This is a genomic window from Pantoea sp. EKM103V, assembly GCF_011800365.1.
Classification (GTDB): Bacteria; Pseudomonadota; Gammaproteobacteria; order Enterobacterales; family Enterobacteriaceae; genus Pantoea; species Pantoea anthophila.
The window spans coordinates 1-22,979 of the sequence record NZ_JAALFQ010000010.1 but is presented as its reverse complement, the minus strand read 5'-3'; the positions used below and the strand labels follow the sequence as shown (position 1 = coordinate 22,979).

Sequence of the window (22,979 nt, the reverse complement as noted above, 5' to 3'; positions counted from 1 at the left end):
GAGAGAGGATGTCACGTCCGATTGTCGCGACCATCAACCCGGAGGCGTTACGTCATAACCTGGCTATCGTGCGCCAGGCCGCCCCCGCATCCCGCGTCTGGTCAGTGGTTAAAGCCAATGCTTACGGCCACGGTATTGATCGGGTACGCGAGCCGCTGTCTGACACCGATGGCTTCGCGCTGCTCAATATGGAAGAGGCGATCCTGCTGCGCGAGCGCGGCTGGAACAAACCGATTCTGCTGCTGGAAGGCTTTTTCAGGCCGGAAGATTTGCAACTGATCGACCGCTATCGCCTGACCACCAGCGTTCACAGTAACTGGCAGATCAAAGCGCTGGCGAACGCCAGACTCTCAGCGCCGGTGGATATCTATCTTAAGGTCAACAGCGGGATGAACCGGCTCGGTTTTCGCCCGGAGCAGGTCAGCGGGGCCTGGCAGAGCCTGCGTGCGCTGAGCAACACGGGCGAGATGACGCTGATGGCGCATTTTGCCGACGCCGAAAACCCCGAGGGACTGATTGCGCCCATGCAGCGCATTGAGCAGGCGGCAGAAGGACTCAACTGTCCGCGGTCGCTCTCCAACTCCGCCTGTACGCTGTGGCATCCCGAAGCGCATTTCGACTGGGTTCGCCCGGGTATTGTGCTCTATGGTGCGTCACCCAGCGGCGACTGGCAGGATATCGCGGGCAGCGGCCTGAAACCGGTGATGACGTTAAGTAGTGAGATCATCGCCGTGCAGCAGCTGCAGGCGGGCGACGGGGTCGGCTACGGCTACCGCTATCATGCCAGCGCCGCGCAGCGGATTGGCGTGGTCGCCTGTGGTTATGCCGACGGCTATCCACGGCATGCCCCGACCGGCACCCCTGTCTGCGTCGACGGCGTGATGACCCAGGTTGTCGGCGCGGTGTCGATGGATATGATCACGGTGGATCTGACCCCCTGTCCCCAGGCGGGAATCGGCTCAGCGGTTGAGCTGTGGGGCGAGCAGGTGAAAATCGATCAGGTGGCGAAAGCAGCCGGAACGGTAGGGTACGAGCTGATGTGCGCGCTGGCACCCCGCGTTCCGGTCACTCTCAGCTAAGCGCGGTCAGACTGCCGCGCATTTTTCTGCTGCAGCGCCAGGCGATAAAGGCCAGCGCTGCACCCAGCAGCATCATCAGACTCAGTGACAGCTTCTCCGCCACCGGCAGTGTGACAACAATCAGGCTGCCTGCGGCACCGCCCGCCATCTGAATAAATCCCTGTAACGCCGACGCCACACCCGCCTGCTGCTGGTAAGGCTCCAGCGCATAGCTGGTGGCCGGGCCAACGGTGAAGGCCAGACCGGCAACAGAAACCGCCACCGGGAACATGTAGAGCGCCCAGTGCGTCTGCATCGCCGCCGGGAAGATCTGCATCCCGGCAACCAGCAGCACCGCGCCCAGCAGCATGGTGAAGAATCCCATCGCCAGGCAGAAAGGCCGGCCCGCCTTGCGAATCGCTTTATTGACGAACATGCTGACAAACATGATCCAGAAACCATTTGCGCCAAAAGCAAAGGAGAACTGGATCGGCGTCAGCCCGCCTTCCGTCATCAGCACCTGAGGTGCCAGCGATACGTAGGTCAGCACCATGCCCAGTGCACCGGCATTGGCGAACGCAAACGCCAGAAAGCGTGGCTGACGCAGGATAGCGGCGTACTGCTTCACCGGTAAGCCTTTTACCCGCAGGGTATCTGCCGGACGCGTCTCGGGCAGGCCGATCAGCACCAGCAGCGTAATCACCACACCATAGGCGCAGAGGAACCAGAAGGGCGCGCGCCAGCCGAAGGCGCTGGCCAGCAGGCCGCCCAGCAGCGGGGCCAGCGCCGGGACAATGTTCAGTGCGCCATTCAGAAAGCCGTAAGCGCGGGCGGCGGCATCGCCACTGAGGCGGTCACGCACGCCGCTGAAGGCGACCACCGCGCTGCAGCAGACGCCGCAGCCCTGCACCAGACGGGCAATCACGAACAGCGGGAAGGAGGTGGCGGTGGCGGCAATCACACTGCCGGCGATGTAGAGCGCCAGCCCCAGCAGGGCGATGGGCTTGCGGCCATAATTGTCCACCAGCGGCCCGGTCACCAGCTGTCCCAGCCCCATCACCAGCAGAAAGAGAGGAATGGTGGTCTGCACCAGAATGACCGGGGTATTCAGCCCTTCAGCAATCTGCGGCAGCGTGGGCAAATAGAGGTCAATGCCTAAGGGTGCCAGCAGCACCAGGCTTAATAACAATAAAGTAAATTTTTGCATAACAACCAGAGGGTAAACGTTCTGTTAAAAAACGAGCCGAAGAGGGTAATGATTCAGAGGGGAAAAAGAAAGCGTAAGCTGTGCGGAAAGTGCGATGCCTGCTTTTTACAGGCATCGCGGCTTTAACTCAGTAAGCGCCGTCGCGACGTAACACGACGCCTGCGGTTTTAAACAGAATGGCAATATCGGTCCAGAGTGCCCAGTTTTTCACATACCAGGAGTCAAAGTAGACGCGGGTATCGTAGTCGATATCGTTGCGTCCGCTGACCTGCCACAGGCCGGTCATGCCGGGCTTGGCCATCAGGTAGTAATCCACATCGCCGGCGTAACGCTCCAGCTCCGCCTCAATCACCGGGCGCGGGCCGACCAGGCTCATCTCACCGCGGATCACGTTCCACAGCTGCGGTAACTCGTCGAGGCTGGTTTTACGCAGGAAGCCACCGATACGGGTAATGCGCGGGTCATTCTTCAGTTTGAAATCTTTGTCCCACTCCATTCGGGCTTCTTCACTGGTCGCCAGCAGCTTCTCCAGCACCTCTTTAGAGTTGGTCACCATGGAACGGAATTTCAGACATTTGAATTTTTTGCCATCCTGACCCACACGCTCATGCCCATAAATCGCATTGCCGCCATCGCGCTTCACCATAAAGCAGAGCAGGGCGAAGATCGGGCCGAGGAACAGCAGCAGCATGGAGGCGACGACAATATCAAAGGTCCGCTTCAGGAAGCGCGAAGAGTGCTTCGCCAGGTTGTTGCTGACACGCAGGATCATCACTTCATGACTGAAGATAAAGGACATGTCAGTGCCGTAGAGCGGCACGCCGCGCAGCGTCGGGATCACGGAAACCGAACGGCAGTTCATCTTCGACAGGAATTTCAGCCAGCGGTCACGCATCGGCTGCTGCTCATACTCCATGGCCACAATAAACTGCACGTTGTCGCGGTCAATGGTCTGCCAGTTAATGTCTTTCCAGGTGATCACTGGCACGCCATTGACGCTCTGCTGAGAGGGCTCATCGTCGACAGAGATAAAGGCCTGTACGTTGTAGCCCAGGATCTCCTCACTCTGCAGGGCGGCATAGGCTTCGGTAGCGTTGCGGCCAGAGCCGATGATGATGGTCTCTTTCTGCCACTGGCCCGCCCGGTTAATGGCGCGTTTGACCAGCGTTCGCATCAGCGGCAGCAGCAGCAGGGCATATGTCCAGCTGAAAACCCACACCATGCGGGAGAAGTCCCATTTCGAAAACGCGATCAGCGCGAGGTCGAGCAGTGAGAAAACAAACAGCGTTTTTACAATCTCCTTCAGCTCGAACCAGAAGGGTTTGCGATAGGTGTAGTGACGCAGACGAACCCAGAACCAGCCGGTGCACATCACGGACATAATAAACTGCGCCACAAAACGGTATTCAATCTGATGCGGGGGAATAAACGTATCCAGCTCGCCCCAAATACCCTGAATGGTTGCGGCGGATAAAAATAATGCGAGGTTGAGTGCAATCAGATCGGAAAAGCTCAGGGCGAATTTCACGATGATATTTTTACGCGTGCCGCTCCATGAGCGGCTCGGGCTATTCATTATCAATGTACTTGCCATAAAACCTGCTCTCTTTCTTAAGTAAAAGATGGCCTGACCAGAATCAGGGACGCGCTCAGGAGTGAGCCACCGAAAAATTAAAAAATAATTTTCAGTCTGTTGCAGTCAGTAAAGCCAGTACAGCTGCAAAAAAGATGAAGATTAAAGCGTGATGGTACTCACGAAATGTTGCAGCATTGAGAATGAGTATGCAGGAGATATTTGACGGCGTTAATACGGAAAAAATCTGAAAACAACAAAAGTGATTAAAGTTTTAAACGGATAACGCCATGTAATATAAGGATAAAATAAGCAGGGGTGCAGTTATAACTAAACTGTTTAAGACGCTTTTTAGGAATTACCGCCAAATCTCGCGACTGGCGGTAGTGATAAGGCATCAGGCGGGTCTTTTTAAAATCCAGCGGTCCTGCTCTTTAACATAATGACCAATCTGCAGATCCACCGGTTTTCCATCAATCCACGCCGGTACGCTGGTATCGCGATCCCAGCCGTCGAGTTGGGTAATTAAGCCGGGATTGGTGTGACAGGGAATGCTGACGGTGTCAGGGTGCTCACCGTCAAGATCGGCATCAACAATCTCATAACGACCAATTTTAACCACGTGTCCCATTCATTTCTCCCGTTTTTTCTGGCACAGAGCTGTAAGCTTAGCGTATCAACAGAAAATAACGTGGCTGAATGATTAGGATTATTCCTTCTCTTCTGCCGGCCGGACACCAATTTTCACGATACGATTATCCTCTTTTTCCGCCACGGTCCAGGTCAGCTCATTCCATTCAACCTGATCCCCGACCACGGGCGCGCCACCCAGCATGCCCAGCATCAGCTGTCCCAGCGACTGCTGATCGTTGGTGTTCTCATCCAGTTCCAGCCCGTAGATCTGCGCGACGTCGCGCAGGCGTGCTTCTGCATCCAGAATAAAGTCACCAAAGAACCGCTGGTCGAGCGAAACCGGCGGCGACTGACTGAACATTTTGCCCAGGGCTGGCAGATCGCGCTCACGGCCAATCACGCAGATCACATCGTTCTCTCTGAGGCGTGTCCCGCCGTTGGGATGCATCAGCACATTGTCACGAAACAGAGCGGCGATGCGGGTCTCACGCGGCATCTTCAGATCGCGCAGCGCAGCCCCGATACACCACTTGTCGGCGCTGAGCTGATAAACAAACTGCTCCCACGGATTCTCCGGATGGATATCCAGACCGATACGGCTGATGGGGGAGGCCGTCGGCGGCACCACCACCTTCGCTTTTTTTGCCGCAAAGCCCAGCGAGGTTCCCTGCAACATCAGCGAGACCAGCACCACAAAGAAGGCGATATTGAAATAGAGTGAGGCGTTTTCTAATCCGGCCATCATCGGGAACACCGCCAGGATAATCGGCACCGCTCCGCGTAACCCGACCCAGCTGATAAAGAAGCGTTCACGGGTGGTAAAACTGCGGAACGGCAGCAGGCCAACAAATACCGACAGGGGGCGCGCCACCAGAATCAGCCACAGTGAGAGGATCATCGCCGGCACGGCGATGTGCCACAAGTCGGAAGGGGTGACCAGCAGCCCCAGCACAATGAACATGCCTATCTGGCTCAGCCACGCCATACCATCAAAGGTCTGCAGAATACCGTGGCGGTTGCGAATCGGACTGTTGCCGAGTAAAAAGCCGCACAGATAGACCGCCAGGATGCCGCTGCCCTCCAGTACGGTGGTCAGCGCGAACACCAGAATGCCGCCACTCAGCGCCAGTAGCGGATAGAGGCCACCCGCCAGGCTGATGCGGTTAATCAGCTGCTGCAGCGCCCAGCCGCCGCCCAGGCCCAGCACGATCCCCAGGCCGAACTGCTGCACCAGGTGCACCAGAAACATCCAGTCAAGCCCGCTGCGGCCCTGTTCGATCATCTCAATCAGGGTGATGGTCAGAAACACCGCCATCGGGTCGTTGCTGCCGGACTCGATTTCCAGTGTCGAGCTGACGCGCTCGTTCAGGCCCTTATCACCCAGCAGGGAGAAGACCGCGGCGGCATCCGTGGAGCCGATAATCGCGCCAATCAGGAATCCCTGCATCATATCCAGCTTAAACAACCAGGCGGCAACCACACCGGTTAAGCCGGCGGTTATCATGACGCCGATGGTGGCCAGCGACAGCGCGGGCCCCAGCGCGACCTTAAACGAGCTGGCTTTGGTGCGCATGCCACCATCCAGCAGGATGATTGCCAGCGCCAGGTTGGAAATCAGATAGGCCGCCGGATAGTTATCAAAAGCGATGCCTCCGATACCATCGACCCCGGTCAGCATACCCAGCGCAAGGAAGATGACCAGAATAGGAATGCCCAGCCTGGATGAGAAAGAGCTGAGCAGAATGCTCGATGCGACCAGCACGGAACCGATGATAAACAGACTGTAGACGATAGTGTGGTTCAAACCCGGTCTCCTGAGATATGACGGTGCGATGCCCAAGCGGTGATAAATATCCATGCTATCTCTGAAAGATAATGGTTTATCAAGGAGTTGTCATTGTGAAAATGCACATTATACGAATTGCTTAAACGTATACGGAATCAGATTAATGTGAAGAATGAGGGGGTTGGCAGGCAAGGGGAGGAAAACAGGTTGTTTTAACAGGTTATTCAGCTGATAAAAAAAGCCGGTGGTTAACCGGCTTCGTGTAAAAAAGAGCGTCACTCTGCAATGTCTGCGAATCAGGCTTCCGTGGCCTGTTTGTGAAACAGTGAACGAAACACCGGGTAGATATCTTCCGGTTCACGGATGTGCTCAATCGCAAAGTTGTCGAACATCGCCTGCAGATGCTCATATTCGCGCCACAGCGTCTGATGGGCACGGCGGGTGATTTCGATATAACTGTAATAGCGCACCACCGGCAGAATGTGCTTCGCCAGAATCTCATGACAGAGGGGCGAATCGTCGGCCCAGTTATCGCCATCGGACGCCTGCGCCGCATAGATGTTCCACTGCGCCGGGTCATAGCGATCCTTCACCACCTCATCCATCAGTTTCAGCGCACTGGAGACGATGGTTCCGCCCGTCTCCTGCGAGTAGAAGAACTCCTGCTCATCCACCTCTTTCGCCTGGGTGTGGTGACGGATGTAGACCACATCGACGTTCTTGTAGGTGCGGCTCAGGAACAGGTAGAGCAGGATATAGAAGCGTTTCGCCATATCCTTGGTCGCCTGATCCATGGAGCCGGAGACATCCATCAGACAGAACATCACCGCCTGACTAGAGGGCTCCGGGCGCTTCTCAAAGTTTTTGTAGCGCAGGTCGAAGGTATCGATAAAGGGCACCCGCTCAATGCGGGCCCGCAATTCGGCAATCTCTTTGCGCAGCCGCTCCTCCTCCAGCAGCTGTGCCGGTTCGGTGTTCTCCACCTGCAGAAGTGTCTCTTCCAGTTCGTGCAGCATCCGGCGCTTGCCCGCCGTCATCGCCGTACGCCGCGCCAGCGAGTTCTGCAGCGAGCGCACCACGCTGATATTGGCGGGGACGCCGTTAGAGGTAAAACCCGCCCGGTGGGTCTTATACTCGTTCAGCTGACGATGCTGGTTGCGGCGCAGGTTAGGCAGGGCGAGGTCTTCAAACAGCAGGTCGAGATACTCATCTTTCGAGATCTGAAAGACAAACTCATCCTGACCTTCACCATCCTGACTGGCATTGCCCTGACCACTGCCGCCACCGCCTCCACCACCCTGAGGCCGTTCGATGCGGTCATTCTGCACAAAATGGTCGTTACCCGGATGGACCCGATGGCGATTTCCGCCCCGTCCCTGATGGAAGATCGGCTCATTGATGTCGTCAATCGGGATTGAGACAGACTCACCGCTGCTGACGTCGGTCACCGAGCGTTTATTGATGGCCTCGGAGATCGACTGCTTGATTTGTGACTTGTAACGGCGCAAGAAGCGCTGGCGGTTGACCGCGCTCTTGTTTTTGCCGTTCAGCCGGCGATCGATGAAATAGGCCATGGTATTCCCCCAAACTGCATTGTAAGCAGGCCGGGCGAACCCGACCTGTGGTGCCGGTCTGACAACCCGGCATGCTTACAGACTCTTATCAGGACGACTTGCGCACTCGCAGATACCACTCACAGAGCAGGCGAACCTGTTTGCGGGTATAGCCTTTTTCCATCATGCGATCGACAAAATCATCATGCTTTTTCTGCTCATCGGTAGAGGTCTTGGTGTTGAACGAGATGACCGGCAGTAACTCTTCCGTGTTCGAGAACATCTTTTTCTCGATGACGGTGCGTAATTTCTCGTAACTGGTCCAGTTCGGATTACGACCGTTATTGTGTGCCCTGGCACGCAGCACGAAGTTCACGATCTCGTTACGGAAATCTTTCGGGTTACTGATCCCGGCGGGCTTCTCAATCTTCTCAAGCTCCGCGTTGAGCGATTCACGATCGAACAGCTGTCCGGTATCGGGATCGCGGTACTCCTGATCCTGAATCCAGAAGTCGGCGTAAGTAACGTAACGGTCAAAGATGTTTTGACCATATTCAGAGTAGGATTCCAGATAGGCGGTCTGAATCTCCTTGCCGATGAACTCAGCATACTTAGGAATCAGATAGCCTTTAAGGTGCTCAAGGTACTTCTCAGCCTGCTCCTGCGGGAACTGCTCACGTTCAATCTGCTGCTCCAGCACATAGAAGAGATGGACCGGGTTAGCCGCCACTTCTGTGTGGTCAAAGTTAAACACCCGCGACAGAATCTTAAAGGCAAAGCGGGTCGACAGGCCGTTCATTCCCTCATCCACACCGGCGTAGTCGTGATACTCCTGCCACGACTTCGCTTTCGGGTCGGTATCTTTCAGGCTTTCACCATCGTAGACCCGCATTTTGGAGTAGATGCTGGAGTTCTCCGGATCTTTCAGACGCGACAGGATGGAGAAGCGGGCCAGCGTTTCCAGCGTTCCGGGCGCACAGGGCGAGGTGGCCAGCTCACTGTGGTTCAGCAGCTTGTCATAAATCTTGATCTCTTCAGAGACGCGCAGGCAGTAAGGCACCTTAACGATGTAGACACGGTCAAGGAACGCCTCGTTGTTTTTGTTGTTGCGGAAGGTGACCCATTCGGATTCGTTGGAGTGCGCCAGGATGATGCCGTTGAAGGGCAGCGCCGAAATTCCCTCGGTGCCGTTGTAGTTCCCCTCCTGGGTGGCGGTCAGTAACGGATGCAGCACCTTGATCGGCGCTTTAAACATCTCCACGAACTCCATAATCCCCTGGTTGGCGCGGCAGAGGGCACCGGAGTAACCATAAGCATCCGGATCGTTCTGCGCGTGGTTCTCCAGTTTACGGATGTCCACTTTACCCACTAGCGCGGAAATATCCTGGTTGTTCTCATCACCCGGTTCGGTTTTCGCGATGGCCAGCTGTTCCAAGATGGATGGCCAGACTTTTACCACCTTAAAGCGGGAGATATCGCCACCGAAATCGTGCAGCCGTTTAGCGGCCCACGGCGACATAATGGTGCCCAGGTAACGACGCGGAACGCCATACTCTTTCTCAAGAATGTGCGCATCTTCCTGCGGGTTAAACAGGCAGAGGGGGTGATCGTTCACCGGACTGCGCTCGCCGTCGGCGCTCAGCACATAGATGGGCACCCGCTGCATCAGCGACTTGAGTCGTTCCGCCAGTGACGATTTACCGCCACCGACCGGGCCGAGCAGATAGAGAATCTGCTTCTTCTCTTCCAGTCCCTGGGCGGCATGTTTCAGGTAGGAGACAATCTGTTCAATTGCCTCCTCCATACCGTAGAACTCCTCAAACGCCGGATAGCGTCCCATCACACGATTGGAGAATATTCTGGAAAGGCGTGGCTCCTGAGCAGTGTCGACCATTACCGGCTCTCCGATAGCCATTAACAGTCGTTCTGCAGCGTTGGCGTATGCACTGCGATCCTGCTTACAGATGGCAAGAAATTCCTGCAGTGTGAACTCTTCGTCCTTGGCAGCTTCATAACGCTGACGATAGTGATCGAATATATTCATAGCGATGCCCGTCCTTTCGTTTTTAGCACAGGTAAGGAGCGTAATTAGAGGCTTGTAGCAGCTCCCGGAAGATATTCTCTGTTGAGTACAGCAACCCTTATGCCAACCTGATCTTTTTTATCGGGATACACAACGTTTGTGGTTACTCTGCTCGTCCAAACTCTTTGCTGTTACTTCTAACTGTAGATGGCTTCTAAGAAATTTCCTCCGTGGGTTTGCGTGAATGAGGGGAAGATCAACGGCAATTTTGATTTGTTGTGAGATGGGTTCAACTGACTGAAGCATTAACTTAACGTACTTTTAACCTTTAATGCCACCTGCATCGGTAACTGACTTAAAGGATTTTGATATAAGTTAATCCAGCGGTAAAAAACCGTTAGACTTAGGGTTTGATTGTTATATTTATGGAATGAATAAATTGTGAACCAATTCAAATTTAAGACGCTTGTTGCCCTTCTGCCCTGTTATTTACTTACCGGGCAGGCGAGTGCCGATCCGCTTTCTCTGGGCGCATCGGTCATCTACGCAGAGTCACCGTATCGCGGCGGACAGGACCGGTATCTTCCGGTTCCGGTGATCAACTACGAAGGTGAAAACTTCTGGTTCCGCAGCCTGCAGGGCGGTTACTACCTGTGGAAAGATCCACAGAATCAGCTGTCGCTGACCCTGCTGGGGTCACCGCAGGAGTACAAACCCAGCGACAACGATCTGGGCGACATGAAAGGACTGGATAAGCGCCGCATGACGCTGATGGGCGGTGCCACTTACCGTCACACGGCAGACTGGGGGATTGTCCGCACCGCGTTGCTGGGTGATGTGCTGAACAACAGCAACGGCGTCATCTGGGACCTGACCTATCTCTATCGCTTCCAGATGGGCGACTTCAGCCTGACGCCAGGCATCGGTGCCATGTGGAACAGTGCCAATCAGAACCGTTATTACTACGGTGTCTCCGGTCATGAGAGCGCCCGGACCGGCATCAGTCGTTATAATCCGGATGACAGCTGGTCACCTTATGTTGAGCTGAGCGCCAGCTATCAGATTGACACGCAGTGGAACGTCGGAGTAGTAGGGCGTTACACCCGCTTTGACAGCGAAATCAAAGACAGCCCGATGATTGATAAAAGCGGGCAGGCGACGGTCTGGACCGGCGTCAGCTACAGCTTCTGAGTATGCACTAAAAGAGGGCGTTTACCGCCCTCTGTTCTTTTACAGGGCCCCGTAATGGGGTAAGGGAAGAGAATGCGCAACAGAATCACGTTTGCCGGCCATGCGTCGCTGCCGGTTATCGGTCAGGGCAGCTGGTTTATGGGTGAAAATCCGTCGCAGCGTGCCCGTGAAGTCGCTGCCCTGCAGGCCGGACTCGACTGCGGGTTACGGCTGATCGATACGGCCGAAATGTATGCGGATGGCGGCGCAGAAGAGGTCGTCGGTGAGGCGCTGCGCGGTCGCCGCGATCAGGCCCTGCTGGTCTCCAAAGTCTATCCCTGGAATGCAGGTCATTCGGATGCGATTGAAGCCTGCGAGCGCAGTCTGCGCCGGTTACAGACGGATTACCTCGACCTCTACCTGCTGCACTGGCGCGGAAATATTCCACTGGAAGAGACACTGCGCGCGATGGAAACGCTGCAGCAGCAGGGCAAGATTCGTTTCTGGGGGGTGTCAAACTTCGATACAGATGACATGGCCGAACTGTGGGACGAACCCAATGGGGAGCACTGTGCGACCAATCAGGTTCTCTACCATCTGGCGTCACGCGGTATTGAGTTTGATCTGTTGCCAGCCTGTCAGCAGCGGGGCGTGCCGGTGATGGCCTACTGTCCCCTGGCGCAGGCGGGTCGGCTGCGGGATACGCTCTTTACCGATCCTCTGCTGACTCAGATTGCACAGCAGAAAGGCATCAGCGTGGCGCAGCTTCTGCTGGCGTGGGTGATTCGTCAGCCTGGCGTGATCGCTATCCCTAAAGCCAGCTCTGTGGCCCACGTGCAGGAGAATGCTGCGGCGCTGGAGGTGGTGCTGACCGACGAAGAGCTTCAGCTTATCGATCGCGCCTGGCCTGCACCGCAGCATAAATTACCGCTGGATATCGTTTAGCCGATAGCCTTGTCGCTGGCGGCGGCTTTCTTTTTCAGACGGAACGTCGTGGCCAGCCGTGCCGGTTTCTCGCCCGCACTGCGCAGCGGTTTACTGATGCGCGCGGTTTCCACGCAGACCATCGTTTTATAACCCTCATTCGCCATATCGGCCATGCTACAGGAGAGTTCTACGCCGGGGTTCCAGGTGACAACGTCACTTTGATGGTGATGATAAACCTCGACCTGACGCTGACCCGCTGTGTCATGAATCACCGAGCAATTTTCCGGCGCGGTGAAGATGCGGTCGATGCGGCCAGGATAACGCTGTCTGCCGTCGCTGCTGCCGGTCTCGCCGTTGTTCACTTTATCGATATAGCTGTTGCCGAGACCGGAGACCTCTACACCACTGATATCGCTCACGCTGAAGTAGCTGTGCAGCGCCGCCGTGGCCTCATAGTCACCATAGGCTTCCAGCTCAATCTCGCAATGCTCACCTAGGCGGAAGCGGGCAATCAGGGTAAACTCATGTGGCCAGAGTTTCAGCGTCTGGGGATTGCTCTCCAGCACCAGCGTCAGCATCACCCCCTCGTCATTTTCGTCATGCGCGGTCAGCTTCCACGGCTGAACCCGGGCAAAACCGTGTGCCGGTTCACCAGCGGGGCCAAACCAGGGCCAGCAGATTGGCACGCCGCCGCGAATGGCTTTACCCGGTGAGAAGAGGCTCTTATCACTCAGCCAGAGCACCGGCTTTTCACCGCTGGGTTGCCAGGCGATCAGGTGTGCGCCCTGCAGCGTAATCGCCGCCCGGACTTTAGGATGGCTGACGACAATGGTCGGCAATTGACCCACCTGGCGCTGCGAGAGGTAAGGGGAGATCTGCGTGACCACCGGCAGAGAAAACAATTTGTCTTGCATGTTCGATTCCTTCCTGTGCGGATCAAAAAAAGGGCGACCGAAGTCGCCCTTATTCTCACTGAGGTCTGGCTGCCTTATTTAGCAGAAACCAGTGCAATCAGGTCGAGAACTTTGTTTGAGTAGCCAGTTTCGTTGTCATACCAGGAAACCAGTTTCACAAAGTTGTCGTTCAGCGCGATACCCGCTTTAGCGTCAAACACGGAAGTCAGGACTTCGCCGTTGAAGTCGGTAGAAACCACGTCATCTTCAACGTAGCCCAGAACGTCTTTCATCTCGCCTTCTGCAGCAGCTTTAATCGCAGCACAGATTTCTTTGTAAGATGCCGCTTTTTCCAGACGCACGGTCAGGTCAACAACGGAAACGTTAGGGGTTGGTACGCGGAACGCCATACCGGTCAGTTTGCCGTTCAGCTCTGGCAGAACTTTACCAACGGCTTTCGCTGCGCCAGTTGATGAAGGAATGATGTTCTGCGATGCGCCGCGGCCGCCGCGCCAGTCTTTGTGAGACGGGCCATCAACGGTTTTCTGCGTAGCAGTGGTCGCGTGAACGGTGGTCATCAGGCCTTCAACGATACCAAACTTGTCGTTGATGACTTTTGCCAGCGGAGCCAGGCAGTTAGTGGTGCAGGATGCGTTAGAAACGATATCCTGGCCTTCATATTTGTCGAAGTTTGCACCACGAACAAACATTGGGGTGTCATCTTTAGATGGACCGGTCAGAACGACTTTCTTAGCACCTGCGGTGATGTGTTTGCGTGCGGTTTCGTCGGTCAGGAAGATACCGGTTGCTTCTGCAACAACGTCAACGCCTGCTTCATCCCACTTCAGGTTAGCCGGGTCACGCTCAGCAGTAACACGGATTTTTTTACCGTTTACGATCAGTGCGCCATCCTGAACCTCTACGGTGCCGTCGAAACGACCGTGAGTAGAGTCATACTTCAGCATGTACGCCATGTAATCCGCGTCCAGCAGGTCGTTGATAGCAACGATTTCGATGTCAGAACGCTTCTGTGCAGCACGGAAAACGATGCGACCGATACGGCCGAAACCGTTGATACCTACTTTGATAGTCATATATTCCACCAGCTATTTGTTAGTGAATAAAAGGTTGCCTGTAAAATTACAAAAACCTTACCAGGCGTCAAGCGGAATCGTGTCAATTGTTGCGACAAATCAATTCGCCTGAGAGGAATTATTCGGTGCGCAACCGCTTGCGCGCCGCCAATGATATCGCGCTTCATTGAGTCAATCGCCGAATATATAGGGATGCTCCGGATAAAAGGTGATCGAAGTCACAAATCCGCTTTGCGATGGGCAGACTGAAAGGGTGAGCACAAAAAAAGACCCGGGTTATGTTGATCATTTGTTAGAATAATAGACGAAATTTTCAGAATGGCACTGCCCGGAATCCTAAAATGGCTAAAGAGACCGCACCCGAAGCAAAAATTGCGCAGCTGACTGAAATGCAGCGCTACGTTACTCAGCATCGCGGAACGGAACCGCCTTACAGCGGCGCCCTGTTGCACAACAAGCAGGAGGGCGTCTATCACTGTCTGGTGTGTGAAGCGCCCCTTTTTCTGTCAGAAACCAAATATGACTCAGGCTGTGGCTGGCCCAGTTTCTATCAGCCGGTCAGTGATGAGGCGATTCGCTATATCGAAGACAACTCTCACGGTATGCAGCGCGTGGAGATCCGCTGCGGCAGCTGTGACGCGCACCTCGGGCATGTTTTCCCGGATGGTCCGCAGCCTACCGGCGAACGCTACTGTGTAAACTCCGCCTCGCTGAATTTCACCGATGAGCAGGGCGAACAGACCAGAGGGTAAAGGCGATGAAGGAACAACTGGAAGCCATGCTGGCGTCAATGACGCCGGAAGTCTATCAGCGTCTGGCAACGGCGGTGGAGATCGGTAAATGGCCGGACGGCGTGGCCCTGACCCAGGAGCAGCGTGACAACTGCCTGCAGCTGGTCATGATGTGGCAGGCGAGACACAACGATGCGCCGCAGCACATGACCATCGGCAAAGGGGGTGAGATGGTGATGAAGTCAAAAAAAGAGCTGAAGGAAGAGTTCGGCATTGAATCGGACGTGACCCGTATTCATCTGCACTAAAAAAAAGCTGGCGTCCTGCCAGCTCTGTTTTAAATCAGAACCGCGCCCTGCGCGGTCATCTGCGCAAAGGCGATGTCGCTGTCTTCAGGATTCAGATTCACGCCGCGGCAGCCCTCTTTGACGACCTCAACGTGATAACCCAGCTCCAGTGCATCCAGCACGCTGTATTTAACGCAGTAGTCGGTCGCCAGCCCCAGCATCACCAGATGAGTGATGCCACGCTCGCGCAGCCAGCTGTCCAGCTCGGTTTTACGGCGATGACCATTGTCAAAAAAGGCGCTGTAACTGTCGACATCCTGGTCCTGACCCTTGTGGAAGGTTGCATCGAACAGCGAACGATCCAGGCCGGGGTGAAAGTCTGCGCCGGCCGAGCCCTGTATGCCGTGATCCGGCCACCAGATCTGTGCCAGACCGTTCAGCTCACCCAGGGTATAGACCGGCTCACCGGAGACCGAGGCGAAACTCCCATGGTCGGCCGGATGCCAGTCCTGCAGGGCCAGCACGCATTCCCCGTTCTCGCGAAAGGCTCGCGCATAGCGATTTGCCACGTCGACCGTCTGGTCTCCCTCATGGACTGCCATCGGGCCGCCGGGGCAAAAATCGTTCTGTATATCAATAATGATGAGTGCCCGCTTCATTCTGATTCGCTCCGTAGTCAGTCTTCGGTCAGTTCGCCGCGCAGATTCTGCTGCATCCGGGCGCGGATTTGATCGGCAGAGAGATCCTGGCTGAGTAAAAAGTGTAGTTTGGTCAGTGCCGCTTCCACGGTCAGATCCGATCCGCTGATCACGCCCGCATGTTCCAGCGCATTGCCGGTGGCGTAGCCGCCCATATTGACCTTGCCTGAAATACACTGGGTGAGGTTCACCACGACGATGCCACGTTCGCTGGCCTGTTGCAGTTCAGCCAGAAACTCCTTGTTCTGTGGCGCATTACCTACGCCATAGGAGCGGAGGATCAGCGCTTTCACCGGCTGACGCAGGAAGTTACGCACCACATCCGCAGAGATACCCGGATAGATAGTTACCACGCCAATCGGCTGCGGGGTAATGGTGTGAACTTTCAGCTCACCCTGACCGGCAGGGGCAGGCGGCGTATTAAGGCGGCGGATATGAATGCCCGCTTCCAGCAGCGCCGGAAGGTTTGGCGAGGCAAAGGCGTTAAAGCCATCGGCATGCGCCTTGGTGGTCCGGTTACCGCGATAGAGCGTGTTGTTGAAAAACAGCGACACTTCGCTAATCGGATAGTTGGCCGCCACATAAAGGGAGTTCAGCAGATTCTGCTGACCGTCCGAGCGTAATTCCGCTAACGGAATCTGCGAGCCGGTGACGATAACCGGCTTGGCCAGATTCTCCAGCATAAATGAGAGCGCGGAGGCGGTGAAGGCCATGGTGTCTGTGCCATGCAGGATCACAAAGCCGTCATAGCGATCGTAGTTCTGGCGGATATCTTCAGCGATAGACTGCCAGTCCTCCGGCGTCATGTCAGAGGAGTCGATCAGCGGCTGATATTCGTGAATCGTGAAATCAGGCATTTCAGGGCGGTGGAACTCCGGCATGTCTGCCAGCTGTTGTTGCAGGTGGCCGGAAACCGGAATATAGCCCTGCGCCGAACGCTGCATACCGATTGTCCCGCCCGTGTAGGCTACATAGATATTTTTCTTTTGCATGAAAACACTCAGACTTGCCGTAAAACGCGCAGTATAAGGGGAATAGCGGGGAAAAGCAGCCCGACCAGCGGCCGGGCTGCGAGGTTTATCGCACTTCGCCGCAGTTGAGGCAGAATGCGTAACGGTTCTGCGGATCGTTGAGATGGTCCAGCAGACCCGGCTGGGCTTTCATCGCACTCATCACATCCAGCATGGGGGCGGGCAGCCAGGCCTTAAGCGTGGCAGGCAGCACGGCCTGCACTGAGGCATTCATCTGACCCAGGATCAGATCCAGGAAGCCGGGCTCATCCTGATACCAGCTCAGCTGCGGCTTGCTGACTTTGGCCAGCTCACCCGCTTTCTTCACCGCATCGTCAAAGTCACCCAGCGCATCCACCAGACCATTGGCTTTCGCATCGCTGCCGGTCCAGACGTGGCCCTGAGCAATCGCATCGATCTGTTCCGGCGTTTTATGGCGGGACTTCGCCACCAGGCCAACGAAGTTGCGGTAGCCATTTTCGATGGTCAGCTGCATCAGCTGCTGCACTTCAGCAGGCAGCGCCTTGGTGGTGGAAATATCCGCCAGCGGCGAGGTTGCGACACCATCGGTGTGAACCCCGATGCTGTCCAGGCTATTTTCCAGGGTATTGATGACCCCGAAGATGCCAATCGAGCCGGTGAGCGTGCTGGGGTTCGCCACGATATAACTGGCAGGCGTTGAGATCCAGTAGCCGCCGGATGCGGCCATACCGCCCATCGAAACCACAATCGGTTTGCCCGCTGCCTGCGCCGCCGCCAGCTCTTCGCGAATCGCTTCAGAGGCGGTGACGCTGCCACCCGGGCTGTTCACCCGCAGAATAATCGCTTTGATTTTGGGATCGAGACGCGCATCGCGGATCTGCGCCGCCGTGGTGTCGCCACCGACGTTGCCCGGCGTCTCTTCACCATCCATGATGGCACCGCTGGCCAGCACCACGGCGATGTTGCCATCCTGCTGTGCTGAGGCGGACTTCACGCTGTAGTCATAGATGCTGACGCTGCGGTAATCGTTAGTCTGCTTATCCAGACCAAAGGTTTTCACCAGCTCCTGATCGGCCGCCGCGCGCGAGTCCAGAACATCGACCAGCTTGTTATCCAGCGCATATTGCGCGGTGTCACCTTTGACTGCATTCAACCCGGCAATAATCGCCGCCGCACCCGGGAACAGCTGTTCCGGCGTAATCTGACGATTCGCCGACACGGTGTTCAGGTAGTTCTGCCACAGCTGACCAATCCAGCGGCTGTCTGCGTCACGGGCGGCAGGGGACATATCATCACGCAGGAAAGGTTCGACCGCCGATTTGTAGGTGCCGACGCGGAAAACGTGCGAGGTCACTTTCAGCTTCTCCAGCAGGGTTTTGTAATAAAGCCCGTTGGTGGCAAAACCGTGCAGATCCACGGTGCCCTGCGGTGAGAGATAGATTCTGGTGGCGTAGCTGGCAAGGTAGTACTGCGCCTGGCTGTAGCTGTCGCCCAGAGCATAAATCGGCTTGCCGCTGTCACGAAATTCCCGCAGCGCTTTACCCACATATTGCAGTGACGGCTGATCGCCGCCCGCAAACTCACGTAAATCGAGCACCATCCCTTTGATGTTGCTGTCATCTTTCGCCTGGCGAATGGCATCGACCACATCAAACAGGGAGTTTTCCTGCAAACGGTCGCTGCTGGCGCCCAGTAACTGACGGCCAATTTTGCTGAGACGGTTGCTCACTGAGGGTTTATCGACCAGCACGCCGCTGAGATCGACTTTCAGTGCACCCTGCTGAATGGGGGCTGAACTGCTGCCTGAGCCGCTGACCTGCAGCCAGATCCCTACACCCACCACAATCAACAAAATCAGGAAAATATTCAGAATGAATTCCCTGATAAAATTTAATACCCGCCAGCTCCAGCGGAACAGACCTGCGATTATTCGCCACAATGTGCGCATCAGACTCTCCATAAATATGTAGCAGGACGTGGCCGCCGCGCGGCCCCGGCTTCCCCGACGAGCTCATCCTAAAGAGCGCCGTGTTAAAAGTCAGCAGGAAATCACCGCGCACTGTTACAAAAAATCTGGCTGTGCCAGGATGAAGGCAACAATACAGAGATCGGGAGAGAAACATGGACGCCCTTGAATTACTGGTAAATCGTCGTTCGGCCTCACGCCTGAGTGAACCTGCCCCGGCGGGTGATATCCTTGAAAATATCCTGCGGGCGGGCATGCGCGCTCCGGATCATGGCACCCTGCAACCCTGGCGCTTCGTCATTGTGGAAAAGGAGGGGCGCGACCGGATGAGCCAGCTGCTGGAGCGGGCGGCACGGGAAAAACAGCTGGATGAAAAGGCGATTAACAAAGCAAGTCAGTCGCCGTTTCGCGCTCCGATGATCATCACGGTGGTGGCCCACTGCGAGGAGCATCATAAAGTGCCGCGCTGGGAGCAGATTGCCTCAGCCAGCTGTGCGGTCATGGCAATGCAGATGGCCGCCGTCGCGCAGGGTTACAACGGCATCTGGCGCAGCGGTCCCTGGACCGATGACGAGCAGGTGCGGCAGGCATTTGGCTGCCGGGAGCAGGATGCCATTGTCGGCTTCCTCTATCTGGGCACGCCACAACTGAAATCGAGCACCACGGTTCTCCCGCCGGACTCCACGCCTTTCGTGCGCTATTTCTGATCCGCTTTTTCAGCTGGAAGCAGGGCGTTCTCGGCCCTGCTTTTTGCACGGTTCCTGTGCGAACGATCGCTAACACTGCGCGTCATGCTTACGCCAGCAGGCCTGCCAGGCTAACATAGCCCTGAATTTACACCGACAGCCGAGCCGGTTACTCTCCGTTTCCCTGATGTTAAGGACTAGCTGATTCAATGCGTTTGTTTATTGCGGAAAAACCGAGCCTGGGACGTGCGATTGCCGATGTACTGCCGAAACCGCATCGACGGGGTGATGGATTTATTGCCTGCGGCAACGATCAGATTGTCACCTGGTGCGTGGGGCACCTGCTGGAGCAGGCGCAGCCCGACACATATGACAGCCGCTATGCACGCTGGTCGCTGGCGGACCTGCCGATTATTCCCGAAAAATGGCAGCTGCAACCGCGTCCGTCGGTCGCGAAACAGCTGAAAGTGGTCGAGGGACTGCTGGCGCAGGCGACAGAAGTGGTGCATGCCGGTGACCCGGATCGGGAGGGGCAGCTGCTGGTCGATGAAGTGCTCGACTATCTGAAACTGCCCGCGGAAAAGCGCAGTAAAGTGCAGCGCTGCCTGATCAACGATCTCAACCCGCAGGCGGTGGATCGGGCGGTCAACCGTCTGCGTGAGAATCGCGAATTTATTCCGCTGTGTGTTTCGGCGCTGGCTCGCGCCCGGGCAGACTGGCTCTATGGCATTAACATGACCCGCGCCTGGACACTGCTGGGGCGAAATGCAGGCTATGATGGCGTGCTGTCGGTTGGCCGGGTGCAGACTCCGTTGCTCGGGCTGGTGGTGCGGCGTGATGAAGAGATTGAAAACTTCCTGCCGAAAGAGTATTTCGAAGTTAAAGCCCATATCGTCACGCCTGATGGCACCCGGTTTGTGGCCAGCTGGATCCCCAGCGAAGCCTGTGAGCCGTGGCAGGATGAAGAGGGCCGTCTGCTCAGACGCGCCCTCGCAGATCATGTGGTGGCCCGGATTACCGGTCAGCCAGCGACGGTCACGGCCTACAGCGATAAACGGGAAAATGAGGGGGCACCACTGCCATTCTCACTCTCCAGCCTGCAGATTGAGGCGGCAAAACGTTACGGGCTGAGTGCGCAGACGGTACTGGATACCTGTCAGCGGCTGTATGAAACCCACAAGCTGATTACCTATCCCCGTTCGGACAGCCGCTATCTGCCCGAAGAGCATTTTGCCGGGCGTCATGCAGTACTTAAGGCGATTCAGGCGCATCAGTCACAGCTGACCCCGCCCGCTGATTTCGATGCGGATCGGCGCAACCGCTGCTGGGATGATAAAAAGGTGGACGCCCACCACGCCATTATTCCGACGGCCCGCGCCGGTGCGGTAAAGCTTACGGAAAACGAGCAGCATATTTATGAGCTGGTGGCGCGCCAGTATCTGATGCAGTTCTGCCCGGATGCGGTGTTCCGTAAGTGCGTCATCGACCTCGAAATTGCCGGGGGAAAATTTGTTGCGAAAGCGCGTTTCCTGGCGGAGGCGGGCTGGCGTGCACTGCTGGGCAGCAAAGAGCGTGACGAGGAGAATGACGGCATGCCGCTGCCGGTGGTGGCGAAAGGGGATACGCTGTTGTGCGAGCGCGGCGAGGTGCTGGCGAAGCAAACTCAGCCGCCGCGTCCGTTCACCGATGCCACGCTTCTCTCTGCGATGACCGGTATTGCCCGGTTCGTTCAGGATAAAGAATTAAAGAAAGTGCTGCGTGCGACCGATGGTTTAGGAACGGAAGCGACGCGGGCTGGGATTATTGAACTGCTGTTTCGTCGTGGTTTCCTGGTGAAGAAAGGGCGATACATCAACGCGACCGAGGCCGGACGCGCCCTGATTCACTCGTTGCCCGATCTGGCTGCCCGCCCGGATATGACGGCGCAGTGGGAGTCCACACTGACCCGTATCAGCGAAAAGGTCTGTCGTTATGAGGAATTTATGCAACCGCTGGTCCAGACCTTAACCGGTCTGATCCACCAGGCGCGACAGCAGCCTGCGGCGCATGCCTTTCGGGGATTACCCTCCACCGGACAGAAGCGTCCGGTGCGCAAAACCAGACGTAAAGTGAAGGAGACGGAATGAGGCGTTACTCAGTATTGATGGTGCTGGCCCTGTCGCTGGCAACCAGCGCAGTACAGGCCAACGGTCGCTATCAGTCGATGCCACCCGGTAATAACGGTGTGAACACCGATGTGGTAGTGGATATGCCGCCGGAAGCCTGGACGCAGGCAGAGCGACGTCAGCCAGACTGCCTGCGCTGCTGTATTTTTGAAAACCGTAACTACAGTGAAGGCGCGGTGGTGAAGTCGGAAGGGGTGCTGCTGCAGTGCGCCCGGGATGAGCACTCCATCGGCACCAACAACCTGATCTGGAAGATAGTGAAATAAGTGTCGCGTGGCGCTCTGCCACGCGACCATCAGTTAAAAGCGAAACAGCGACCAGATGGGAGCGTGATCAGAGGGCTTCTCCATGCCACGGATCTCATAATCAATGCCGGTCTCAACGCAGTGTGCTGCCAGATTTTTGCTTGCCAGCACCAGATCGATGCGCAGGCCGCGATTATCATCGAAACCTTTTGAACGGTAATCAAACCAGGAGAAGCGATCGGCGACCTCCGGGTTATGTTCACGCCAGGTATCAACCAGGCCCCAGCCCAGCAGCCGATCCATCCACTCGCGCTCTTCCGGCAGGAAGGAGCATTTACCGGTTCGCAGCCAGCGCTTGCGGCTATCCTCGCCAATTCCAATATCCCGATCGGTGCTGCTGATATTCATGTCACCCATGATCAGAACCGGTTTATCGGCAGGCAGATCTTCGGTCAGCAGACGCTGCAGGTCGCGATAGAACTTCTCTTTTGCCGGAAACTTGGTGGGATGGTCGCGGCTTTCACCCTGCGGGAAATAGCCGTTAATGACCGTGATGTCGCCGATTGGGCTGGGAATTTCCGCCATGATCAACCGGCGCTGTGCCTCTTCATCCTCTCCCGGAAAGCCCCGGCTCACTGAAACTGGCTGCATTCTGGTGAGCAGTGCCACGCCGTAGTGGCCTTTCTGACCGTGATAGAAAACGTGATAACCCAGCTTTGAGACCTCTTCCAGCGGGAACATTTCGTCATGGACTTTGGTTTCCTGTAAGCCAATGACATCGGGCTGATGCTGTTCAACCAGCGCCTGAAGCTGATGAGGTCGGGCGCGCAACCCATTGATGTTGAATGAAACAAATTTCATGAGGTCAACCATGGTTCAGAAAATGAGAGGCGGTGATGGTAGCGATTTTTACTGAAAAAGTCATGGCAGAAGAGGGGGCAGAACGTTTGAAAAACGTGGCGGTGCTCTGTCAGCAGGGGGGCTCATCCCTCTCCCCGCAGAACAGGAAGCTGATGTATCGATTTGGAGAAGGTGTGCTGAATGCAGGATGGTGGTGGGAGAAGGATGATTCGGCGCGTTGCGCCTCACCCTGCGGGCCGCGCTGAAGCGCGTTGTCTCACGATGCTCGACACGAACCTTAGTCGAAGGTTCTCATCCCTCTCCCCGCAGAACAGGAAGCTGATGTTACGATATGGGGAAAGTGTGCTGAATGCAGGATGGTGGTGGGAGAAGGATTCGAACCTTCGAAGTCTGTGACGGCAGATTTACAGTCTGCTCCCTTTGGCCGCTCG

At 56.1% G+C, this 22,979-nt stretch carries 20 protein-coding genes and 1 other RNA gene; 8 read left to right on the top strand and 13 right to left on the bottom strand.

Annotated features, from left to right (window positions below; genetic code table 11):
* Nucleotides 1-8 precede the first annotated feature (8 nt).
* Nucleotides 9-1,079 (top strand): catabolic alanine racemase DadX, encoded by a 1,071-nt coding sequence (dadX, locus tag HFD97_RS17530; protein WP_009089866.1) that lies wholly within the window; start codon nucleotides 9-11, stop codon nucleotides 1,077-1,079.
* Here the strand turns inward: dadX and HFD97_RS17525 are convergent.
* The 6 genes from HFD97_RS17525 to yeaG form a co-directional block, all read right to left on the bottom strand.
* Complete coding sequence (locus HFD97_RS17525; protein WP_167430765.1) at nucleotides 1,072-2,265, bottom strand: multidrug effflux MFS transporter; 1,194 nt, start codon at nucleotides 2,263-2,265, stop codon at nucleotides 1,072-1,074. The two genes, dadX and HFD97_RS17525, sit on opposite strands and share 8 nt — an antisense overlap.
* Nucleotides 2,266-2,392: 127 nt before the next feature.
* Nucleotides 2,393-3,859 (bottom strand): undecaprenyl-phosphate galactose phosphotransferase WbaP, encoded by a 1,467-nt coding sequence (wbaP, locus tag HFD97_RS17520; protein WP_033736229.1) that lies wholly within the window; start codon nucleotides 3,857-3,859, stop codon nucleotides 2,393-2,395.
* 376 nt (nucleotides 3,860-4,235) lie between these two features.
* Nucleotides 4,236-4,469: a DUF1480 family protein gene (locus HFD97_RS17515; protein ID WP_167430766.1), complete on the bottom strand. Its 234-nt coding sequence runs from the start codon at nucleotides 4,467-4,469 to the stop codon at nucleotides 4,236-4,238.
* Between the two features lie 78 nt (nucleotides 4,470-4,547).
* A complete protein-coding gene (locus HFD97_RS17510) occupies nucleotides 4,548-6,275 on the bottom strand; it encodes a potassium/proton antiporter (protein WP_150029515.1) in 1,728 nt (575 codons plus the stop codon).
* A 278-nt stretch (nucleotides 6,276-6,553) separates the two neighbouring features.
* Nucleotides 6,554-7,831, bottom strand: coding sequence for a YeaH/YhbH family protein (locus HFD97_RS17505; RefSeq protein ID WP_111207572.1), 1,278 nt, complete (start codon nucleotides 7,829-7,831; stop codon nucleotides 6,554-6,556).
* 88 nt (nucleotides 7,832-7,919) lie between these two features.
* Complete coding sequence (gene yeaG, locus HFD97_RS17500) at nucleotides 7,920-9,854, bottom strand: protein kinase YeaG (protein ID WP_009089877.1); 1,935 nt, start codon at nucleotides 9,852-9,854, stop codon at nucleotides 7,920-7,922.
* A 420-nt stretch (nucleotides 9,855-10,274) separates the two neighbouring features.
* Here yeaG and HFD97_RS17495 point away from each other — a divergent pair, with 420 nt between their 5' ends.
* Together HFD97_RS17495 and HFD97_RS17490 are read left to right on the top strand one after the other, a co-directional pair.
* Nucleotides 10,275-11,024, top strand: a complete 750-nt coding sequence (locus HFD97_RS17495) for a MipA/OmpV family protein (RefSeq protein ID WP_009089879.1) — start codon at nucleotides 10,275-10,277, stop codon at nucleotides 11,022-11,024.
* Nucleotides 11,025-11,096: 72 nt separating this feature from the next.
* Nucleotides 11,097-11,948 carry an aldo/keto reductase gene (locus HFD97_RS17490; protein ID WP_167430767.1) on the top strand — a complete coding sequence of 284 codons (852 nt, stop codon included), beginning with the start codon at nucleotides 11,097-11,099 and terminating at the stop codon, nucleotides 11,946-11,948.
* Here HFD97_RS17490 and HFD97_RS17485 read toward each other — a convergent pair.
* Nucleotides 11,945-12,844 (bottom strand): D-hexose-6-phosphate mutarotase, encoded by a 900-nt coding sequence (locus HFD97_RS17485; protein ID WP_167430768.1) that lies wholly within the window; start codon nucleotides 12,842-12,844, stop codon nucleotides 11,945-11,947. The two genes, HFD97_RS17490 and HFD97_RS17485, sit on opposite strands and share 4 nt — an antisense overlap.
* 74 nt (nucleotides 12,845-12,918) lie before the next feature.
* The gene (gene gapA, locus HFD97_RS17480) at nucleotides 12,919-13,917 is read right to left on the bottom strand and encodes a glyceraldehyde-3-phosphate dehydrogenase (RefSeq protein WP_046101933.1); all 999 of its coding nucleotides are present in this window, start codon (nucleotides 13,915-13,917) and stop codon (nucleotides 12,919-12,921) included.
* Between the two features lie 341 nt (nucleotides 13,918-14,258).
* On the opposite strand from gapA, the gene msrB reads away from it, so the two are divergent.
* Entirely contained in the window at nucleotides 14,259-14,669 is a 411-nt protein-coding gene (gene msrB, locus HFD97_RS17475; RefSeq protein WP_167430769.1) for a peptide-methionine (R)-S-oxide reductase MsrB, read from the top strand.
* Between the two features lie 5 nt (nucleotides 14,670-14,674).
* Complete coding sequence (locus HFD97_RS17470; protein WP_009089887.1) at nucleotides 14,675-14,956, top strand: YeaC family protein; 282 nt, start codon at nucleotides 14,675-14,677, stop codon at nucleotides 14,954-14,956.
* A gap of 29 nt (nucleotides 14,957-14,985) precedes the next feature.
* On the opposite strand, the gene pncA is transcribed toward HFD97_RS17470, so the two are convergent.
* The 3 genes from pncA to sppA all read right to left on the bottom strand — a co-directional run bounded on the left by pncA (nucleotide 14,986) and on the right by sppA (nucleotide 18,573).
* Nucleotides 14,986-15,594: a bifunctional nicotinamidase/pyrazinamidase gene (gene pncA / locus HFD97_RS17465; protein ID WP_046101931.1), complete on the bottom strand. Its 609-nt coding sequence runs from the start codon at nucleotides 15,592-15,594 to the stop codon at nucleotides 14,986-14,988.
* 17 nt (nucleotides 15,595-15,611) lie between these two features.
* Nucleotides 15,612-16,625 (bottom strand): asparaginase, encoded by a 1,014-nt coding sequence (ansA, locus tag HFD97_RS17460; protein ID WP_009089890.1) that lies wholly within the window; start codon nucleotides 16,623-16,625, stop codon nucleotides 15,612-15,614.
* Between the two features lie 85 nt (nucleotides 16,626-16,710).
* A complete protein-coding gene (gene sppA, locus HFD97_RS17455) occupies nucleotides 16,711-18,573 on the bottom strand; it encodes a signal peptide peptidase SppA (protein ID WP_009089892.1) in 1,863 nt (620 codons plus the stop codon).
* Between the two features lie 173 nt (nucleotides 18,574-18,746).
* Here sppA and HFD97_RS17450 point away from each other — a divergent pair, with 173 nt between their 5' ends.
* The 3 genes from HFD97_RS17450 to HFD97_RS17440 all read left to right on the top strand — a co-directional run bounded on the left by HFD97_RS17450 (nucleotide 18,747) and on the right by HFD97_RS17440 (nucleotide 21,708).
* On the top strand, nucleotides 18,747-19,298 hold the full coding sequence (locus HFD97_RS17450; RefSeq protein WP_167430770.1) for an NAD(P)H nitroreductase: 552 nt from the start codon (nucleotides 18,747-18,749) through the stop codon (nucleotides 19,296-19,298).
* A gap of 188 nt (nucleotides 19,299-19,486) precedes the next feature.
* Nucleotides 19,487-21,403: a DNA topoisomerase III gene (locus HFD97_RS17445; RefSeq protein WP_167430771.1), complete on the top strand. Its 1,917-nt coding sequence runs from the start codon at nucleotides 19,487-19,489 to the stop codon at nucleotides 21,401-21,403.
* Nucleotides 21,400-21,708 (top strand): YnjH family protein, encoded by a 309-nt coding sequence (locus HFD97_RS17440; protein ID WP_009089895.1) that lies wholly within the window; start codon nucleotides 21,400-21,402, stop codon nucleotides 21,706-21,708. The genes HFD97_RS17445 and HFD97_RS17440 overlap by 4 nt, the downstream gene beginning before the upstream one ends.
* A gap of 33 nt (nucleotides 21,709-21,741) precedes the next feature.
* Here HFD97_RS17440 and xthA read toward each other — a convergent pair whose 3' ends face one another.
* A complete protein-coding gene (gene xthA / locus HFD97_RS17435) occupies nucleotides 21,742-22,548 on the bottom strand; it encodes an exodeoxyribonuclease III (protein ID WP_009089896.1) in 807 nt (268 codons plus the stop codon).
* Nucleotides 22,549-22,736: 188 nt separating this feature from the next.
* A non-coding RNA gene (locus HFD97_RS17430) (RtT sRNA) lies at nucleotides 22,737-22,864 on the bottom strand.
* Nucleotides 22,865-22,979: the final 115 nt, after the last annotated feature.

Bases quoted from the DNA above. Each gene is read 5' to 3' on its own strand.
- dadX (WP_009089866.1), top strand. From the start codon at position 9: ATGTCACGTCCGATTGTCGCGACCATCAACCCGGAGGCGTTACGTCAT.
- HFD97_RS17525 (WP_167430765.1), bottom strand. From the start codon at position 2,265: ATGCAAAAATTTACTTTATTGTTATTAAGCCTGGTGCTGCTGGCACCC.
- wbaP (WP_033736229.1), bottom strand. From the start codon at position 3,859: ATGGCAAGTACATTGATAATGAATAGCCCGAGCCGCTCATGGAGCGGC.
- HFD97_RS17515 (WP_167430766.1), bottom strand. From the start codon at position 4,469: ATGGGACACGTGGTTAAAATTGGTCGTTATGAGATTGTTGATGCCGAT.
- HFD97_RS17505 (WP_111207572.1), bottom strand. From the start codon at position 7,831: ATGGCCTATTTCATCGATCGCCGGCTGAACGGCAAAAACAAGAGCGCG.
- yeaG (WP_009089877.1), bottom strand. From the start codon at position 9,854: ATGAATATATTCGATCACTATCGTCAGCGTTATGAAGCTGCCAAGGAC.
- HFD97_RS17490 (WP_167430767.1), top strand. From the start codon at position 11,097: ATGCGCAACAGAATCACGTTTGCCGGCCATGCGTCGCTGCCGGTTATC.
- HFD97_RS17485 (WP_167430768.1), bottom strand. From the start codon at position 12,844: ATGCAAGACAAATTGTTTTCTCTGCCGGTGGTCACGCAGATCTCCCCT.
- gapA (WP_046101933.1), bottom strand. From the start codon at position 13,917: ATGACTATCAAAGTAGGTATCAACGGTTTCGGCCGTATCGGTCGCATC.
- msrB (WP_167430769.1), top strand. From the start codon at position 14,259: ATGGCTAAAGAGACCGCACCCGAAGCAAAAATTGCGCAGCTGACTGAA.
- HFD97_RS17470 (WP_009089887.1), top strand. From the start codon at position 14,675: ATGAAGGAACAACTGGAAGCCATGCTGGCGTCAATGACGCCGGAAGTC.
- pncA (WP_046101931.1), bottom strand. From the start codon at position 15,594: ATGAAGCGGGCACTCATCATTATTGATATACAGAACGATTTTTGCCCC.
- ansA (WP_009089890.1), bottom strand. From the start codon at position 16,625: ATGCAAAAGAAAAATATCTATGTAGCCTACACGGGCGGGACAATCGGT.
- sppA (WP_009089892.1), bottom strand. From the start codon at position 18,573: ATGCGCACATTGTGGCGAATAATCGCAGGTCTGTTCCGCTGGAGCTGG.
- HFD97_RS17450 (WP_167430770.1), top strand. From the start codon at position 18,747: ATGGACGCCCTTGAATTACTGGTAAATCGTCGTTCGGCCTCACGCCTG.
- HFD97_RS17445 (WP_167430771.1), top strand. From the start codon at position 19,487: ATGCGTTTGTTTATTGCGGAAAAACCGAGCCTGGGACGTGCGATTGCC.
- HFD97_RS17440 (WP_009089895.1), top strand. From the start codon at position 21,400: ATGAGGCGTTACTCAGTATTGATGGTGCTGGCCCTGTCGCTGGCAACC.
- xthA (WP_009089896.1), bottom strand. From the start codon at position 22,548: ATGAAATTTGTTTCATTCAACATCAATGGGTTGCGCGCCCGACCTCAT.